General features: G+C 58.4%; 13 protein-coding genes. 3 read left to right on the top strand and 10 right to left on the bottom strand.

Going from position 1 to position 18,943, the window contains the following annotated elements:
* Window positions 1-199 precede the first annotated feature (199 nt).
* Together RDL66_RS08370 and RDL66_RS08365 are read right to left on the bottom strand one after the other, a co-directional pair.
* The gene (locus tag RDL66_RS08370; protein ID WP_308536492.1) at window positions 200-733 is read right to left on the bottom strand and encodes a hypothetical protein; all 534 of its coding nucleotides are present in this window, start codon (window positions 731-733) and stop codon (window positions 200-202) included.
* Between the two features lie 120 nt (window positions 734-853).
* Window positions 854-2,611 (bottom strand): CAP domain-containing protein, encoded by a 1,758-nt coding sequence (locus RDL66_RS08365; protein ID WP_308536491.1) that lies wholly within the window; start codon window positions 2,609-2,611, stop codon window positions 854-856.
* Between the two features lie 416 nt (window positions 2,612-3,027).
* Between RDL66_RS08365 and topA the strand changes: the two genes are divergently transcribed.
* The gene (topA, locus tag RDL66_RS08360) at window positions 3,028-5,769 is read left to right on the top strand and encodes a type I DNA topoisomerase (RefSeq protein WP_308536490.1); all 2,742 of its coding nucleotides are present in this window, start codon (window positions 3,028-3,030) and stop codon (window positions 5,767-5,769) included.
* A gap of 103 nt (window positions 5,770-5,872) precedes the next feature.
* Window positions 5,873-7,285 carry an MFS transporter gene (locus RDL66_RS08355; protein WP_308536489.1) on the top strand — a complete coding sequence of 471 codons (1,413 nt, stop codon included), beginning with the start codon at window positions 5,873-5,875 and terminating at the stop codon, window positions 7,283-7,285.
* Window position 7,286: 1 nt separating this feature from the next.
* Here RDL66_RS08355 and RDL66_RS08350 read toward each other — a convergent pair whose 3' ends face one another.
* The 4 genes from RDL66_RS08350 to RDL66_RS08335 all read right to left on the bottom strand — a co-directional run bounded on the left by RDL66_RS08350 (window position 7,287) and on the right by RDL66_RS08335 (window position 13,194).
* Entirely contained in the window at window positions 7,287-7,757 is a 471-nt protein-coding gene (locus tag RDL66_RS08350; RefSeq protein WP_308536488.1) for a peroxiredoxin, read from the bottom strand.
* 214 nt (window positions 7,758-7,971) lie between these two features.
* Complete coding sequence (locus tag RDL66_RS08345) at window positions 7,972-10,560, bottom strand: ATP-binding cassette domain-containing protein (RefSeq protein ID WP_308536486.1); 2,589 nt, start codon at window positions 10,558-10,560, stop codon at window positions 7,972-7,974.
* Window positions 10,550-11,563: an ABC transporter permease gene (locus tag RDL66_RS08340; protein WP_308536484.1), complete on the bottom strand. Its 1,014-nt coding sequence runs from the start codon at window positions 11,561-11,563 to the stop codon at window positions 10,550-10,552. The genes RDL66_RS08345 and RDL66_RS08340 overlap by 11 nt, the downstream gene beginning before the upstream one ends.
* The gene (locus tag RDL66_RS08335; protein WP_308536482.1) at window positions 11,551-13,194 is read right to left on the bottom strand and encodes an ABC transporter substrate-binding protein; all 1,644 of its coding nucleotides are present in this window, start codon (window positions 13,192-13,194) and stop codon (window positions 11,551-11,553) included. The genes RDL66_RS08340 and RDL66_RS08335 overlap by 13 nt, the downstream gene beginning before the upstream one ends.
* A 194-nt stretch (window positions 13,195-13,388) precedes the next feature.
* Here RDL66_RS08335 and RDL66_RS08330 point away from each other — a divergent pair, with 194 nt between their 5' ends.
* The gene (locus RDL66_RS08330) at window positions 13,389-13,871 is read left to right on the top strand and encodes a helix-turn-helix transcriptional regulator (RefSeq protein WP_282922561.1); all 483 of its coding nucleotides are present in this window, start codon (window positions 13,389-13,391) and stop codon (window positions 13,869-13,871) included.
* A gap of 50 nt (window positions 13,872-13,921) precedes the next feature.
* On the opposite strand, the gene RDL66_RS08325 is transcribed toward RDL66_RS08330, so the two are convergent.
* The 4 genes from RDL66_RS08325 to RDL66_RS08310 form a co-directional block, all read right to left on the bottom strand.
* Entirely contained in the window at window positions 13,922-15,298 is a 1,377-nt protein-coding gene (locus tag RDL66_RS08325; RefSeq protein ID WP_308536479.1) for an MFS transporter, read from the bottom strand.
* A gap of 105 nt (window positions 15,299-15,403) precedes the next feature.
* Complete coding sequence (locus RDL66_RS08320; protein WP_308536478.1) at window positions 15,404-16,126, bottom strand: ABC transporter; 723 nt, start codon at window positions 16,124-16,126, stop codon at window positions 15,404-15,406.
* Complete coding sequence (locus RDL66_RS08315) at window positions 16,123-17,697, bottom strand: MFS transporter (RefSeq protein WP_308536476.1); 1,575 nt, start codon at window positions 17,695-17,697, stop codon at window positions 16,123-16,125. The genes RDL66_RS08320 and RDL66_RS08315 overlap by 4 nt, the downstream gene beginning before the upstream one ends.
* A gap of 260 nt (window positions 17,698-17,957) precedes the next feature.
* Window positions 17,958-18,683: a 2-C-methyl-D-erythritol 4-phosphate cytidylyltransferase gene (locus RDL66_RS08310; RefSeq protein ID WP_308536474.1), complete on the bottom strand. Its 726-nt coding sequence runs from the start codon at window positions 18,681-18,683 to the stop codon at window positions 17,958-17,960.
* Between the last annotated feature and the right edge of the window lie 260 nt (window positions 18,684-18,943).

Genomic DNA, 18,943 nt, shown 5'->3' with positions numbered 1-18,943 from the left:
GGTAGTGGCAGGGGGGGGGGGGGAGGCACGCGAGGGGGGGGGGCTGCGCGGGGGCACGCAGCCTGCTGGGGGGGCGGGGGTGGTGGCGGGGACGCCGAGGGGCGAGTATTGTTGTTGTGTGCATGGACAATTATTTTTTTTTTGTTGGGGCGGCGTCTCGCTTTGGGGGGCCCCCCCGCCTTAATAGATTTAGGTATGGTTATAACTTCTCGATTCGATAAGCGATTTCGCTCTTCGAGTCGTCTGACGGTTCAGTGCTCACCACGCTATTGTTGGCCTCGTCAATCGAGAGTGTGACATTTTCCGAGGTAACGCCATCGGAGCAAACCATATCCGAAATAGATTCCGTTTGGTCGCCAACCGTAAACGATGCGTTCAGAGTGCCTTGCCCGATGCAAAAAACTTGGAACCGGTAGATTCCTTTCTCCCACTTGGACTGATCTTCATCCCTGATGTTCATAATGGTCTTTTGTTTCTTGGCATCAAGTTGATAGCTCGGTCGCGGGCCAGATGAAGTCCTAAACGACCCTTCCTCGACGTCAGCATTTACCGCGTCGGTAATAGCTTTCACTTGCGCCGCCGGCAAGATATGTCCTGTGCTTTCAGGACTACTCTCAGGCGTATCGGTGGCAGCATTTTCCGTTGCCGGTGAACAAGCCGTAACGCCCAGCAGAGCCAAAGCCAGCACGGCGCCCGCGCAGCTGCGGTGAAGTGTTCGGTATTGTTTGCTCATCGCGTGTGTCCTCTCCGAAGTCGAAATATTGTGCCATTGCACCTCATCGGAGCAATAAAAAAATAGTAATTTGGTGAGGATACAATCGTCAAGACTTAGCAAAGAAATGTTAAGTAAAAATTAGTAAACCGTGAGTTTGGCGTTGCCGTCCGACCAGGAAACCACCACGTCGTAGCCGGACAGTTTGAAAATCTTGGAGCGAACCACCAAACGGAACGCAAGACCCTGGTCAGCAGGGGTAACCCGACTGATAGACAGGCGGTTGGTGGTGGTGTCTTCAAAATGCCCGTCGTCGAAGATTCGCTGCCAGATTCCGGCGCGTTTCACCTGCCACTCATAGGTCGTGTCGAACAGGGAGCCGTCAGGATCCATGATGGGTGACGCCTCAAACGAGACACGCGACCCCACCGGGGCTTTTGCGCTGGTCGGCATATTCTTTAGACCTTGCACCGCTACCCGTACCGGTTCAGAAGTGGCGGTTCCTTCCGAAGAGGTCGCCATCAGGCGATATTCGGTGTTCTTGGATCGGTTCCAAGTCCAGATACCCTCGGGAGTGAAAGTTTCCTGGGTCGCATCGGGGATATCCCTCCAGGCTCCGGCATGGTCGCGTTCTTGCCACTGATATTTCGGCACCGGCCAAGCCGAGACTTGCATTCGGATGGGGTTGACCAGCTTGTATCCCACACCGGTGAGGGGTTGTTCCATCAGCTGAATCTGAGGCGCGGTTTTTTCCAGGGGGGTCAGTGGGTCGAACAGCGCCACCTGATATTCATAGGTGCTCTTCGGTGCGTTTTTTACCCCGTCAATCTTGACTTTGTACACCAGGTTTTCCTGGCCGACAGGCTTTCGTTCAATCGTGGGGAACTTCATCAGCAGGGTGGAGTAGTCCGCGATGGCACGAGGCGTGAACGTGACCCCCTTTTCGCCGGGGTGAATGGTGGTGAGCGGAACCGAGTGCCCGGTCGGGTCGATAATGCTGGCTTTCGCGGAGGAAAGGTCCGCGTTCAGCACCGAGAAACTCCAACGTTCCAGATCCATCCCCGAGTTGGTTTCCCCAACTGAGGTCAGCAGCTGCTTGGGAAAGAACCCGGCCGACGGCCAGCTCATCCATTCCGGGGAGGGGGCTTGGGGATTATGCATGGCTTCGGCGGGCAGTCCCGGATACGGTTCGCCGGTACGAACCGAGATAGCGGTATAGCCTGCCGCGGCCCCGATAGAAGTCAGGGACAACTGCGGATCCATCATAAACAGGCGGTGTCCAAGCTGGTCATTGGTGGGGTTGGATTGATTGGAATAATCCATGTAATACCACAGGGCGGTTTCCGCCGAAGTCTGTGAGATGGATTGGGCCAGGTTGGAATGCCTAGCTCCGCGCACCGCATCGTCGGTAGCACAGGCAAAACCCTCTACCGCCGGATAGTGCGACAGTTTGCCATTGCGGGCGCTGACCATCGCGGCGGCTTGAGTATAGGGAGCGATAGCCCCGGAGGTATCCAGCGACACCGCATTCAAACCGTTGAGACCGCGCATAAAATTCCAGGCCTCCATGATGGGGCGAATCCCGTCCGTCACGGCTTGACCGGGGAGGCAGTTTTCCAAGTCCACCCCGACACTCATGGCGGGGCGAATCATGTTTTTCTCGTAATGGGCCAGGTAGGCGCGGCGAACTTCGGATTTTGAAGTCGTGTCGATGATGTTGTCGTCCGGCGCCGCCGGCTGGTGCAGTTCGGCCGAATGGACGCGGTTGGGAACTTTCGCCGCGCCATACTTCCCGCCGCCCTGCAGAGGAGGAGATTCGAACAGGCACGCCGCGAGGATACAGACTATCGAGATGAATCCCAGAAACGGTGTCAGTTTCGTGTCTAACGCACGGCGCATCTTGCAGTCCCTCCCCTCGCGAAAAACGGTAACGCCCAGCCCTTAATGCTAAAAGACCAGGTGATTTGGGCACACTTGTCCCTTTTAATCGTATCGACCGGCGCAAGTCATGAATAAGAATTTTATATCCCGACTTTTTCCAGGCGGGCTCAGCAGCCGGTTGTCGCGGCGGTTTTCCTCTTTGCGTCCGGCCTACCTTGGGTTTTCCCAGTGGCCGACAGTGCCAAAGGTCGGGTGGGCGCGACGGCGAGGACGCGGGTGTGACATAAATCACAGGAGGGCGGGGCGGTTAGACCTGACAATGCCGAGGGTGGCAAAGACCGCCTGAAAACCCTAGAATTTTACCCAATCGGGGAATTCGAGGTATCTTTCAGACAGTAAACTCATTTTTGCGCATTTAAAAGGAGTAAGACTTAGTGGCTGAAGAAAACCAAAAACTCGTGATTGTCGAGTCTCCGGCGAAAGCTCGAACCATTGGGAGGTTCCTCGGTGACGACTTTGACGTGGAGGCATCGGTGGGTCACATTCGTGACCTCGCTCAGCCGTCTGACCTTCCCGCCACGTTGAAAAAGACTGGCTACGCGAAGTTCGCGGTTGACCTGGATCACGACTTCGAGCCATATTACGTGGTTGACGGGGATAAGAAAAAGAAAGTCAGCGAGTTGAAAGCCCGGTTGAAAGAGGCTGACGAACTGTTGCTGGCCACTGATGAGGACCGCGAGGGGGAGGCTATTGCCTGGCACCTGATGGAGGTGCTGAAACCGAAAGTCCCCGTGAAACGCATGGTGTTTCACGAGATTACCAAAGACGCTATCGACTACGCCCTGAGCCACCCGCGCGAGCTGGACACTGACCTGGTCAACGCCCAAGAGACCCGCCGTATTCTCGACCGCTTGGTCGGGTACGAAGTCTCCCCTCTGCTGTGGCGCAAGATTCGTACCGGCTTGTCGGCCGGACGAGTGCAGTCGGTGGCGACCCGCATGGTTGTCGACCGGGAACGCGACAGGATGAGTTTTACGGCTGCTGAATACTGGGATTTGGTGGCGTGGCTGACTCCCGAGGCGGGTGGCACCGAGTTTTCCGCCACCTTGCGGGAAGTGGACGGCAAACGTATCGCGACTGGCAAAGACTTTGACGAGCACGGAAAGCTCAAGGCCGCGGCGCAAAAGGCCGGGGTGTTTGCGCTGGACGGTGCGGCGGCGCGGACGCTAGCGGATGCCATCAGCACGGGTGCGACCTGGTCGGTTGCTGACGTAGAGTCCAAGCCTTACCGGCGCCGTCCTCCCGCCCCTTTCACGACGTCTTCTCTGCAGCAAGAGGCGTCCCGGAAACTGCGGTTGAATTCGCGCGACACGATGCGCGTGGCGCAGTCCCTGTATGAAAACGGCTACATCACCTATATGCGTACCGACTCGGTTAACCTGTCTGAACAGGCTATTTCTGCGGCTCGATCTCTAGCGAAACGCCGGTTCGGCAATGATGCGGTGCCCGCCAAACCCCGCATCTATGAGACGAAAACGAAAGGGGCCCAGGAGGCTCACGAAGCCATCCGCCCCGCGGGAGAACAGTTCCAACTGCCATCGAGCCTGGAGGGCAAACTCAATCCGCGCGAATGGAAACTGTACAACCTCATCTTCCGGCGCACCCTGGCTTGCCAGATGAACGATGCCACCGGCACTACCGTGTCGGTAAAGATTGCGGCTGTTCCCGCTGACGGCTCGGTTCACGCCGAGTTCGGGGCATCCGGGACGGTGATTGAAAATCCTGGTTTCCTCGCCGCTTACGAAGAGGGTCGGGATGAGGGTGATGAGCCCGCGGCCACTCCCGGCGGGGGCAAGACCGGTGAGGCGAGGCTGCCACGGATGCAAGCCGCGGATCGGCTGTGTCTCGACCACTTGGATTCCGGGCAGGAGCGCCAGCATTTCACGACTCCGCCCGCTCGCTACACGGACGCGTCGCTGGTCAAAGCGATGGAAGAACGCGAGATCGGGCGACCCTCGACCTATGCTTCCACCATTTCCACCATTGTGGATCGGCAGTATGTGTATCGCCGCGGACAGGCCCTGGTGCCCTCCTGGCTGGCGTTTTCCGTGGTGAAGCTGCTGGAAGATAATCTGCCCGGGCTCATTGATTACGACTTCACGGCCGATATGGAAGCCGATTTGGATAAAATCGCGGCCGGGAAAGCCGACCGTACCCAGTGGTTGAAAGACTTTTGGTACGGTCACGGTAAAGGCTCTGACCTGCAAGGATTAGGGTTGCAGCGCGCGGTGGCGGAACTGGGAGACATTGACGCCGCCGCCCTGAACACGGTGGAGCTCGGCGAGGGAATCGCCCTGCGCGTGGGACGTTACGGCCCCTACCTGCAGCGCGGCGAGGAACGCGCGGCGGTGCCTGACACGGTGGCTCCCGATGAGCTGACCCTGGAAATGGCGCGGGAACTGTTGGAAAAAGGTGCCCAAGGCGACCGGGTGGTGGGGGTTCACCCCGAAACCGGCCTCGAGATTGTCGTCAAGAACGGCAGGTTTGGGCCCTACGTGGAGGAACTGGCTCCGGAACCGGAAGCCACACCGGAGAGCGATACCAAAGCAAAGAAGACTACGAAAAAGAAACCCAAGAACCGGACGGCCTCCCTGCTGAAAACCCAGTCCCCGGACACGATTACCCTGGAGGACGCCCTGCAGCTGTTGAGCCTGCCGCGCACGGTCGGTCAGGACGGCGAGGGTGTGGACATTGTGGCGTCTAACGGGCGTTACGGTCCGTACATCAAGCGCGGCACCGACACGCGTTCGCTGGAAAGTGAGGAACAGCTGTTCACGTTGACGACCGAGCAGGCTTTGGCGTTGCTGGCGGCGCCGAAAACTCGCGGACGGGCGGCGACGTCACAAACCGTGATGATGGAGTTCGGTGAGGACCCCGAAACGGGCCAGAAAGTCACCCTTAAGAACGGCCGGTACGGACCTTATGTGACGGACGGAACCACGAACGCGACCGTGCCGCGCGGCACCGATCCCGCTACGTTGACCGAAAGTGCGGCGTTTGAACTCTTGGCCATAAAACGCGCCAAAGGGCCCACCAAGAAACGCAAAGCTCCGGCTCGCAAAACTACGGCGAAAAAAACTACTCGGAAAACGACTGCAAAAACTACGAAAAAGTAAGCGAAAACCTGCTGGTCTAGACCCCCAACAGCGGGACCACTCTTAGGGGAACCTGTGGAATCGAAAGAAGATGAGCCGCTTGGCCAGTAAAACTTTCTATTCAATGCGGTTCGCAAACTTTCGGCTGTGGTTTGTCTCGAATCTGTTTGCGGCGACCGCGATGTGGATGCAGCGCGTCGCTCAGATTTGGGTGGTCCTGGTCGTATTGACCAACAATGATGCGTTTGCGGTCGGGATGACCACCGCCCTGCAGTTCCTGCCCCAGCTGATTTTCGGTTTCTTTGGCGGGGCGTTGGCGGATTGGATGGATCGGCGCCGAATGCTCCAGATTACCCAGTCCGGGGTGGCCCTGCTGGGGCTGATTCTGGGGGTGCTGCTGCTGACCGGCTCAGCTCAGCTGTTTGAGATTTACCTCATCGCGTTCGTGACCGGCATTTTTGATGCCCTGGCGATTTCGCAGCGGCAAACTTTCATCTCGGAGCTGGTCCCGGCGGACTGCCTGCCCAACGCGGTGGGTCTGAACTCGATGGCTTTCAACATTGCCCGCCTCATTGGTCCCGCCTTGGCGGGGGTGCTCATTGCGGTGCTGGGACCGGGCTGGGTGTTCGTCATCAACACGGCGATTTTCGTGATTCCGGTGGTGACTCTGGCGCTGATGCGCCGGGAAAATTTCTTTGCGGTCAAGCGAGGGGAGCGGCGCCGCGGCATGATTCGGGAGGGTTTCGCTTACGTGCAATCCCGCTCCGATTTGAAAGCCATCATCTTCCTGATCACCCTGACTGGCGCTTTCGGGTTCAACCTGCAGATGACCCAGGCTTTTATGGCCACCGATGTTTATGCCAAAGGGCCGGGCGAGTACGGTTTGCTGGGGACGATGCTGGCTATCGGTTCTCTGTCGGGCGCGCTGCTGGCGGCGCGGCGCGCTCACCCGCGTTTCGCGATGGTCATTTCCGGGGTTTTCTTTTTTGGATTGGCCGAGGCGCTGTTGGCGCTGTGCCCGAACTATGGGGCTTTTGCGGTCATGTCCATACCCGCTGGGTTCTTTATGATTACCCTGTTGACCGCGGCAAACGCCTTGATTCAAACGTCTACGCCCGAAAGTTTACGAGGGCGGGTCCTCTCGATTTACTTCGTGTTCAACCTGGGTGCCACGCCTATCGGGTCCCCGCTGGTGGGCTGGGTCGGAGAAACTTTCGGAGCCCGCTGGAGCATCGGTTTGGGGGCGCTGGCCTGTATGGGGGCGGCGATGGCGGTTTTTATCTGGGCGCTGTTTGCTTGGCAGCTGCGGTTTTCCTGGCAGCGTCAGTGGCCGTTCCTGCTGATGGAAGGCCCTCGGGAACGCCACTACGACTGCGGGCCAAGCCCGCTGCACACCGTCTATCCCGTAGACCCCGGCTATTGCGGTCCCGAATCGGAGCCGACCGAGGACCCTAATGAAAACCCTGGTGAAAACCCCAACGACGGCCCTTCTGACGAAACCGGCGAAAACCCTAATAGCGACCCCGACGAACGGTGATTTAGTCCAGTCCGAGTTCTTTGCGCAGACGGGCGACATGCCCGGTGGCGCGCACGTTGTATCTCGCGGAAATCAGCGTGCCGTCGGGGCCGACCACGAACGTGGAGCGCACTACCCCGGGCTTTTTCGTTAGGGGTTTCACCTGCCACACACCGTAGTCCGACAAGACTTTATGCTCCGGGTCGGAGCCTAAGGCAAAGTTCAGAGTCTGTTTGTCGCGGAACTTTTCCAGGGCGGGCATTTTATCCGGGCTAATCCCGATGACCGTGTATCCCGCGGATTTCAGGGAGTTTAGGGAGTCGCGGAAGTCACAAGCCTCCGTGGTGCAGCCCGGGGTCATCGCGCGGGGGTAAAAGTACACGACCACCCCGGCTTGTGCGGCCTGACGGGCCTCGGCCAGGTGGAAGGTTCCTTCGGTAGTTTCGATTGTAAAGTCCGGGGCGACCTCGCCCACGCTGAGTTTCTGTTCCATGTTTCTATCCTATAGGTCGAAAAGGGAACTGGTTTATCTGGCAGGTCAATGTACTGAACCCCTGAATTTGGACGGTGATTAAGGGGATTTTTCTGGGGCGCATCCACAGGTGTTTAGAGTTTGTGCCGTCGGGTCGGTGTTTGAGTGGCTTCGCGACGCTGCAGGGCTGCGGGAGGTGGCGAAACAGGGAATTAATGTCGCAACGGGGCGCAGATTAGTCCAGGTCAAGGCTACAATCAGCCCAGTAATCTAGAAGTTCCTGGTCGTGGCTAATCGCTATAACCGCGAGCCCCTGTGCCGAGCGTCTCTGAATCGCCCGCACCAGGCTAGCGGTACTGAAAGTGTCCAGCATGGCAGTGGCCTCGTCACAAATCAGCACCGTGGGATTGGTCAATAAACATCTGGCCAAGGCAACGCGCTGCAGTTGACCCTCTGAGACCTCCACCGGGAAGCGCCGCCTGAACTCAGAGGGAATTCCCAGTTCCTCGCAGATTTTTGCGCTTTGCTTGCGTCGCACATCGGGCGGAACATCCGCGTAAATTAACGGCTCCTCAATGATTTGTGCCAGCGTCCACCGCGGATTCACGGAGCGCCGAGGTGACTGGAACAGCATCGCCACTCCAGGTTGCACTGCCGCACGTGGGCGCTGTTTGGTGGCGGGGCTGTTGCCTGGAGGTATGGCCGTTTCCCCTGATTCACACCAGCGAATCTGGCCTGTCAAGGGTGTGAGGCGTCCGGCAATCGCCCTGGCGGTAGTGGTTTTGCCACAACCAGAGTCTCCGAACCACCCCACGGTTTCGCCGCGGTGCAGGCTGAGGTTAAAGCCTTTCACCACCGGGACTCCGTGATATCCGACGGTAAGTTCGCGCACTTCCAATACGGTTTCGTGGGTTACGTCGGGTGTCAGTCGAGGTTGGTTCTCGTGGTCAGAAGCGGGGTGCAGCGCTGATGCATCGGTCCCGTTTCGTGCCATGTTGCGCGGCAAAGCTGCTAGTAGTTCCCGCGTATAAGGATGCAGTGGCGTATCTAACACCTGCGTTGCCGTGCCTTGCTCCAACACCTGACCGTGACCCAACACTGTCACCTGATCTGCCAGAGGAAAATCCAGCAACAACGCCAAATCGTGGGTGATGGTTAACACTGCCAGCCCCCGGTCTGCTAACTTTCGCAACAGCTGCCAAATCTGGTCGCGGCGTGTTTCGTCCAATCCCGCGGTGACTTCATCTGCAATCAAAACTGCGGGGTTCCCCGCCAAAGCCAGCGCCAAGTTTGCCCTGGTCAACATACCGCCGGACAACTCGTGCGGATAAGCCGCGAGGGAGTCCGTGGGAAAGCCCGTCATTTCGCACAATTCGGTCACGGTCGTGGGGCCTGCGGAGGTCTCCCCGGAAAGCATCTCTGCCCTGTCCCGGCGCCCGAGTAACTTGACGGATTCTTCCAGCTGGTCGCCAATGGTACGGTTCGGTGCAAAAGCTGTGGCGCTGGATTGGGACGCGACCGCGATGAGACGCCCACGAACCGCCTGCCAGGGGCAGTTTTTGCCATACAGGGTTATCCCGCTGACGCTGACTTGGCCGCTGACCTGCATCTTTCCGGGTAACATCCCGGTGGCGGTTTTTGCCAGAATCGATTTCCCCGCTCCGGATTGTCCCAGCAGCACGTGCAATTCGCCGGGTCTGACCTGCAGGTTCACGTGGTCTTCCAAAACCAGGTCGCGTTCCGTGGGGGAATTGGATGTCGATGTTAGCGTTGCGGCGGTGCTGTCAGTCGGGGCTTCGTGACGCTGGTCAGAAATCCAGCCAGAGCAGGGAACCGTCACGCTCAAATCCCGGAATTCCAAGGCGGGTGGGGCGGTATTTTCGTCTGGTTCCCCGGCTGGAGCCTCATGCACACACGGGGCAACGCCACTGGCGGCAACACTCAAATCCCCCACCAAGGTGTCGGACTGTGCAGAATCTGCCTCTACGGCTGCTCCGCGCGAAGTCTTGCCCAAACCCGATGCCCATCCGAAAATGAGCAGGGTCAACGAAACCAAGGCGCCTGCCGGAAACACCAGTTCCCACCAGCAGCCAATCAGGATTTCCGTGCGCGCCACCTCTAGCAGGGTGCCCAGCGAAGGCTGGTCGGGAGAAATCCCCAGACCCAGGAAAGACAGGGTAGATTCGTGCCAAATCGCGTGGGGGAACAGCAGCACGACACTGACTTTCACCTGACCGAATACCGAAGGTAGCAGGTGTTTGCGCGCCACTTGCCAGTGGCTCGCGCCCGCCAGATACGCGGCCTCTACATATTCCAATTCACGTGTGGATAGTGCAATCGAACGCACAATACGCGCTACCGGCGACCAGTGCACCAAGGCAATCGAAGCGATAATCGCGACGAGAGAACCGGGGTAAAACGCCACAATCGCAATGCCCAGAAGTAGTTGGGGCAACGCGTTAATCGTGTCGGTAAAACGCATCAGTAACGAGTCGACTTTTCCACCCCAGGAGGCTGCCACGGCTCCGATGAGTACCCCAATTACTGTGGAAACCACGGCACAGACTGCCGCCACGAAAATGCTGACCCGCAGCCCCAAAGCCACGCGCACCAACAAATCATGCCCCGCCAAGTCAGTGCCGAACCAATGTGTGGCACTGGGCGCCAACCGTGCTTGTGACAGATCCGCCTCGTGCAAATCCGTGCCGGCAAAAAACGGCAAGATTGCGGCGTAGAGCAGCAACAACACCAGGGCATAGAAAGCCAGCCGACTGGGGCTAAATGCCTTTCGCAGCGCAGAAGGGGAGGTCAACTTAAGAGTCATATCGCACCCGTGGATCGAAATAGAGATACAAAACATCGGCGACCAGATTGCCGATAATTACCAGCGCCGCCGATGCCAAAGTCAGGAAAGTTAGTAGCGGTAAATCCAGTCCCTTTGCGGAAGCTACCAGCGCGGCCGCCAGTCCACCCCAAGAAAAGACTTCCTCGACCAGCACCGCGCCGACAATCAGCTCCGGCAGGCGCATGCCCACCATGGTGATGGTGGGGGCTAGTGACAGCGGCAGGACAGAACGGCGGATTAAGGTGCTTTGCGGAATCCCGCGTTGAATCCCGGCTTTCCACCAGTCGGAATGGAGATTCTCTTGGGCGCGTTCCCACAAGGTCAACAGCATCCACGGCATTTGGGTTAACGCCAACACGCTGGCAGGCAAAATCAGATACGACCACTCCCATGCCGAGGTGGCATCTGGACCTGTGCGCCCCCCAGCGGGGAACCATCCGGTTCCCAAAGCCAGGAATAACACAGCTCCCAAAGCCAACACGAACGGGGGGATGGCTTGGACAAACAGCATGAGAGCTTGGAATACGCGTCCCAGCCAGTTCCACCGCAGCCCGAGTATCCCCAATACGATACTCAGCACGAAAGCCAGAACCAGGCCCACACCCGATAGCGCCAGGGTGGCTTCGCAGCGTTCTGCCAAGACTTGCACGACGGGCTGATTATAGGTGCGCGAATACCCCAAATTGCCATGAATCAGATCGCTGGCCCAAGCCAACCAGGCTCCGTGCCAGGATTGATCCAAATTAAGTGCCTTCGCGATGGATTCCTGCTGGGTGGCGCTGAGGAACTGATAGCGATCCCCCAAGTACGCCACCAGCGGGTTCAAGGGTGATACGGCGGCGAGCAGGAAAACACCTACTGAAATCGCCACCAGCAGCACCGGCAACACCAACAGGCGGTTGCGCACCAAATTCCACACCTGGTGGCGTCGCTCGTGGCGACGCGCCTGGCGCAGAGTTATTCCGGTTCTTATTTCTCCCATTGCCCTAAGTTCCACCACGGACCCCAATTCACGCCATGGGAGTGCGGCTCTACCGTCAGATTCCCGGTCTTCCAACCGGCATCACGGGTGACATAGGTGTGTTGCAAGAATGCCAGGAACACGTGGTTTGGGGCTTCCAAATACTGCTTTTGGGCTTGCTGGTATAGCTTCACGCGTTCGGATTCATCTCCGGATTTGCGTGCCTGCTCCAAGATTTTATCCATTTCCGGAGAGCCGTAGTTGCCGGGGTTATCGTACTGCGAGGTGTTTGCTTCGCGGGTGTGCAGAATCGAGTACACCTGGGTGTCGATGGAGTACGGCTTGTCGCCGCCGCCCAACAAGATACCGACTTTGTCCAGGCGTCCATCCAACGCATCCCAAGTCGTTCCTTCCAGTTTCACGTCTACGCCCAGTGGTTTCATGGCGGCGGCGAAAGCCACCGAAAGGTCACGGCGCACTGTGTCATTGGAGGTGTAAGCCAGGGTGAAAGCGGCACGCTGGCCGTCTTTTTCGCGAATCCCGTCCGCACCGACTTTCCAGCCGGCCTGATCCAGGCGCTTCTTGGCGCCCTCCAGGTCAAACTTAAACTGTGCTTCCGGGACGTAAGCCTCGTAAACCCCAGAAACTGGAGTGTATGCTGGTTTGCCCGCCCCAAACAGTACTTTTTTGATGATTTCTGGACGGTTCACGGCTTCATTCATGGCTATCCGAGCCTGCAGGTCGGCACAAAACGCATTGTTACCGGGGAAGCTGATTCCGCGCCAGTCTGCGGAATCCGCATATACTACCTGGTAGTCTGGGAGGTCTTTCAGGCTGTTTGCCAAAGCCGGGGGGATAATCGACCCGTCGAATTCCTTGGTGCGAATCCGGGCCACGCGAGCTGCGTCATCGGGAACATACACCGTCGTCAGCTTCTTGACTTGCGGAGCCTTACCCCAGTATTTAGGGTTCGCTATCCACACGGCTTTCTGGCTGTCAAGCGTTTCGAGGACGTACGGTCCGGTGCCCACTGGCTTGGTGTTCAGCGGAGATTCACTCGCCAGTCCACCTTTCATATATTCACCAGGTGCCAGTCCCAGCAACAATCGAGAGGGGAAATCGGGGTAAGGGTACTTTAGTTTGAAAGTGACCTTATTCCCGTCTGCGTTAATCTGATCAACCATATCGAAAGAAGCTCCGATTTCCGAGGCTGTGGCGGGATTCATAGCTTCTTTGTAGTTAGCCACCACGTCTTGGGCGTCGAAGTCGCTGCCGTCTGAGAATTTTACCCCGTCACGGACTTCCACGGTCCACTCGGTTTTATCTGCGTTAGAGGTCGGCAACGTAGTCGCCAAGACCGGACGCAGCTCCGGCAATTTATGAGGGTCTTTGCTTTCCAAACCCAACAAGCCTTCATATATGGGGGATACACCGAGTGCTGCGTAGCCGTTAGTGGGGTTGTATCCTCCCAATTCATAAGCGTCCGCCAGAGTGATTTCATCGGCGGCCGTGACTTTGTCGGTGTCAGCGGCGGGGTTTTTCGCGGAGGAGCCCCCTTGACAAGCGGTAAGACTCAAAGCTAACGCCACGGCGGCGCCGCTGACCGCTAGGGTTTTTATGCTGAATTTGCCAGGGTGGCAGGGGTGGGACATAGCTGCTCCTTGTGTGTAACGTATTGCTTTCGCGCAGGGTTAATAATGTCTACATAGACATATGTCAGTTCGCAAAGATATTATCATGCGGTTAGTAGCGGGGCAATTCTCCTGACGGTGAGAAATCCAGAGATAACGAGCCAAAATCAGGCGAATAATGTCACAATTGAAAAGGTGTTAGGAAGGAAAGATTCATGAGCCAGCTGCCTGCCGCCGAGATTCGTGCCCTGCGCGAAGCCTTGACCCATCCACATGGAACCGGTGCGGGATGTCGGTGCGCGGCGGATACGGAGCTGATGCCCCGCGAAACCGGAACACCTCATGAACCCGATGGAGCTTACGACGAAGACCAGACCCGCCACGGCCGGCAGGCACACCCCCCAATGCAGCCGGTAGACATCGATGAGATTGCTACCATCTGGGCACCTCGCTTCGAATTGCTAGCCGATTTAACCCGGCTGAAGCTGCTGTCTTATATGCATATTTATCCCGGTTCTTGCGTACAGGATTTAGCTAACGCGGCGGGTATTACCCAGACGGCAGCCTCACAAGCGCTGCGGGTCTTGCGTGATGAAGGCTGGGTTAGCGCCGATCGTGACGGGCGCTTGATGCGCTACACCCTGAAAGACACTGCCGCGCACCAGATGCTGCATTTTATCGGGCACACCCACGTGTAACTTGATGGTGAGAAACCCCAGAAGCGCTGCAGAATTGCGGAACTCTCAGCTCAGTACCCGGAGGCAGACAGTGGCTTGATGTGGCGCAAAATCAAAGCCAGGATGATGACCACGACTGCCAGGGAACCAGAAATCGCCACCACTCCTAGCCAACCTAGGGCGGTCCAGCCAAAACCAGCTAGGGTGCCGAAAATCGAGCCGCCGGCATAGTAAACAATCGAGTAGGCTGACGAAGCCTGGCCGGTGGCCCCCACCCCGGACACCGCCCGAGCCGTGACCCAGCCGGTCGCTACGGAATGAACCGCAAAAAACCCGATGGTAAACACGATGAGCCCCGCAAAAATCGCCCACAACGGCCTTGCCAAAGTCATCAAAATCCCCACCAAATAGATGATGCCGGCGAGCGGGACGACGGCGCGCCGTCCAAAACGCGAAGCCAGGCTGCCCGCCGCGGAAGCCGCGACCGAACCGAACAGGTTGACCAGGAAAATCAGGGAAACAATCCAGGTCGCCATGAAGTACGGCGCGCCGGTCAAACGGTAGGGCATCATGTTGAGGATGCTTTGATAAGCGCCTAACGCGGTGCCGGCAATGACGAACAGCAGCACCAAACCGGGTTCAGTTAGCACGTCCTTGGTGTGTTGCAACAGGGCTTTCAACCCCGGCTCGGCCTTAGAGAAACCCTCTTGCTTGGGCAAAAGCAGCCACACCAGCACCGTGCCGACCACGCCGATGCAACCCAGAATAGTGATGGTCATGTCCCATCCCACCAGGTGAGACAGAAACCCGGAAATAATCCGGCCCAGCATACCGCCAATCGCGGTGCCGGCCACGTAGGAACCGGCAGCTTTGGGCAGCTCAGCCGGACAGATTTCCTCGGCCAGGTAAGCCGTAGCCACCGCGGGCAAACCCGCCAACGCCATGCCTTGTACAAAACGCCCCACCATCAAAAACCCCCAGTTCGGGGTAAAGCCCAGGATAATACCCAGGAGGGAAGCCACGAACAGGGAAATCAAAATAATCGGGCGGCGCCCCAAACGCTCCGAGGACGGCCCGATAAAGAACATCGAGATGGCCAACGCCAGGGTCGTCAGCGACAGCGCCAGCGAGGCTGTGACCGGGGGGATTGAGAAAAACTTCGAGATGTCCGGCAGCAGCACCTGCACCTCATAAATCTGTGCGAAAGTCACGAAACCAGCTACGAACAGGGCAAACTTGATGCGGCGGTATTCCGGGTCGTGACTGGTGTAGCCGGTGAAAGCCGCTTGGGCGGCAGGGCGCAGCGCGGTCAGGGGCAAATCTTCGACCGGAACTGGAATCCCGCCCGGTTCGGTGCGGGCGGCATCAATCATGGCAGGGTCGGGAGAAGCGACGATACTGTCGGGCTGGCGGGGACCAGGAGCCTTAGATTTGCGGACTGACGACATACGGTCAGTATATTCCTCAGTCGCGCAACCGCGCTCATCGGGCAACGCCGTTGAGACGGGCTGCGGGTGCCGGGTAACGTGGTTGGGGCGGGTGCGACTCCGGGACTACTCGGTGTACAGCGGGGCCAGCCGCGCGTAGAAACGCGACGAAAAATCCGAGAAATCCTGCGCTATGCCCTGAGCGGTATCCGTGGAATCCACCAGGGACAGCGCCAAAACCGCGTTGTCATGTGGGACGTAACACACGTCCAAAGTTTGGCTGACCTGGTTGCTTGTCACGGTTTGGCGGTATCCGTTCGGACAAGAGGACACGGGGTCGTTCGCTTTGAGGGTCATCTTAACGGTGCCGGTCGGGGCGCTCACCGTCACTTCCTCGCAGTTCCTGACCATGGTGTTGAGGTCGTCAATCATCGACCGCACGTCCTGGACGGAAGGGGCCAGAAACACCTGGGCTGCGGCCTGTCCGTCAGGCGCTTGGGCTGCCAGTGAGGGCCAATGCAGCAGGGGAAGGTTGAAAGAATTGCGCATCATGGCTTGGCAGCCGGAGCCGGCGGGCTCAAACTTCAGGTCCGCCGGGTTTTTCAGGTCGCGCACCTGGTCCCCAGCCAGGTCAACCTGTTGGCGCAGCTGGGTGGATTCGTCCTCGTTGAACGGCGTGAGCGAGTGCCCCGCCAGTTTCAGGTCGGCGAAAATGGCGGCCGTCGCGCCGATGTCAGGAGAACCGGGCGCCGGTTTCGCGTCGACTTTACTTTGATCTGAGGCACACCCGGTCAGGCTCAACGTCACCAGGCCGGCCGCGGCAATCATGGAGAAAAACTTGCGTTTCATTGGGCACCTCCGAGGGTTTGCGTGGGGTCTGGCGCACTGGGCGGGGGAGTTTCAGGTGAGAAGTCCTCCGTTGGCGTTTCCGCCGGGAGTTCGACCGGCTGGCCGGGACCGGAGGGCGAAACCGTCACGGAAACGTCCCCCTCAAGACTTGTGGGGTCGCCCGAAACTGCGTCAGAAGCGGAATCGTGAGGTGCGGCCTCGGTCGCCCGCCGCAGAACCATGTGATCCTCTCGCACCGGCAGCAGCATCAGCAACCCCACCAGCAGCACCAGGCCAATCCCGAGGATGCCCCAGTACTGAGCCTGCGCGTGAATCGCCATCATCGGGCCGCCCGGACCCGTCGTCACAGACAGCAAAGCGGGCGGGATGAACGGGGTGAAGTGCTGGCCCAGGCTGATGAACAGGGTAAACATCAGGGGAGCTAGCCACGTCACCGAGCGACCCGTCGTCTGGTAGAGCCCGAACACCTCGCCCTCGTGACCCTCGGGAATGCGCCGCGCCAGGAAAGAACGGGACGCCGACTGGGCCGGACCGACCCACAAGGTCATGAACAGCCCAATCGTCCACATGATGATTTTGCCTTGGGCGTGCAGGGCGAAAACTCCCAAACAGCAGGCTACCAGCATGATGAGGGAGAAAATCATGACCTTCTTGGGGCCGATTTTGTCGTCAAAGAAACCCATCAGCGACGTGGCGATGCCGGCCGCGACGTTGGCGACGACCGCGAAAATAATGACTTCCCCCGGAGAGAAACCGAAGGTCACCGCGGCGATGATGCCGCCGAAGGTAAAGACGCCGGACAGTCCATCGCGGAAAATCGCGGAGGCAATCAGGAAGTACAGCACGTTCGGGGCGCTGCGAAACAGCCAGGCGATGGTTTGGAACAGCTTTTTGTAGGAGGTGAAAATGGATTCGTGAGGCAGGTTTTCGCTGCCCGGCACGACCCGCCCGCGCACGGTAAACAGCACCGGCACAAAGAAAATCAGCGACCACGCGGCCGCGACCAGCATCGCGACTCGCACCCCCATGCCGTTTGAAGTATCCAAGCCGGTGAAGTTATTTTCCGAGATGAACCCGAAGTTCAGGAACATCAACAGGACGATTCCGCCGAAATACCCGCTGGCCCAGCCGATACCGCTGATTTTTCCGATGTTGTCGGCGTTGGAAATCCGGGTCAGCATGGCGTAGTAGTTTACGGTGGCGAACTCGAAGAACATGGTCATCAGCGCCAGCAGTCCCACGCCCAGCCACAGGAAGTTCGGGTGCGGCGCCACAAAGAACATCGCCGCCAGGCAAGCGATGATGATTACCGAAAAGACCCCTAGCCAAAACGTCCCTTTGCCGCGCCGATCCGCGCGTTGCCCGGTGATGGGGGCGGTCAGCGCCACGATAATCCCCGCGATGGTCATGCCGGTTGAAACGGCTTGTGAGGAGGCCGTTTGGTTGCCGAAAGCCGAGCCGGTCAAGTAAACCGTGAACACGAAAGTCGTCGCGACCGCGTTGACGGAGGCGCCGCCGGCGTCCCACATGCACCAGGTTAGTTTTTGAAGAAATCCGCCTTCTTTTACCATTGTTTTCCCTTTCAAGGAGCTGCGGCTAAAACGGTCCCCCGGACCGTTTTTTGACGCCTTCGCGCCCGGCCCGCGATGGCTCATGCGCTTCGCGCTGCCATCGCGCCCCCATACACCACGTGAGTTTTTGGATGAATCCGCCTGGTTTTGGCATGTCTCTCCCCTTTGATGACCTTACTGTTAACCTACCGGTTTTACGTAAGGGATTTGTTAAGTTTTCTCGTGTTATCTAGGGTGTTCGTTGCACAAGGGTGGGGATGTTAGTGGTGTGGGGAGTGCTGGGATTCGGCGAGAGCCAGGTCAGCGGGTGTGGTGATTTTGTAGGCTAAGCGATCGCCCTCTACGGTCACGACTGGCAGGTTTGCGGCTTCGTAGAGCGCTGCATCATCGGAGAAAGACGTGGACTCCGCGAGCGAGCGTTCGGAAAAACGCTGGTGCAGCGCTGCCAACTCGTGCAGGTAAAAGCCCTGTGGCGTCTGTACAGCACGTAAAGTTGCGCGGTTCGGGGTGGCGGTGACGACCTCGACAGGCTCGTCGGGACGGGTCCGCGGAGCTATGACCTTGATTGTGTCGGTGACAGGCAGGGCGGGAACAACGGCCCGATGACCGTTCTGTAAAGCTGAAACCACGCGGTCAAACACTGCGAGGGGAGTGAAAGGGCGGGCCGCGTCATGAACCAGGACCAAGTCATCGTCTTGCACCGGGTCAACCATGTTTACCAGCGTTTGGAGGGCTGCTGCTACTGAACCTTGCCGCGAAAAGCCACCGGGGACAACCGCAGCGGGCACGTCATAACCGGAAACCACCGATTGAAAACGGTCGAGCTGCGCTGACGGGGCGCTGACAACCACAAAATCACAGCTGGGTAGACCTTGTAAAGCCCACTCCAGCAACGGGCGACCCGCTACGGGAACCAGCGCTTTGGGCATATTACAGCCTAGTCGAGTTCCCGACCCCGCTGCAGTCAGCACCACAAAAAGTCTCACCCTGCCAATTTACCCCCAAAATTTTCCCCTGGTTTCGGTGTAAATCCTATTAATTTGCCTCGGTGTGCCATATATGGCACACCGAGCCGTTTAAATAGGTTTTATTCTCGGTTTTCGAGTAATTGGGGGGCTGTTTGTTGTTTTGGGTGCGGGGCACTCGCTCGGGGGCGCTCGCGAGAGGCGGAAGGGGGAGTACCCCCTCGCGTTTTGCGCGACTATTGTCGCAAAACGCTCACCCCCCAGCCTCTCGCTGAGTCGCC

This window comes from uncultured Mobiluncus sp., from assembly GCF_902488535.1.
Classification (GTDB): Bacteria; Actinomycetota; Actinomycetes; order Actinomycetales; family Actinomycetaceae; genus Mobiluncus.
This window is presented reverse-complemented; position numbering and strand designations above follow the sequence as displayed.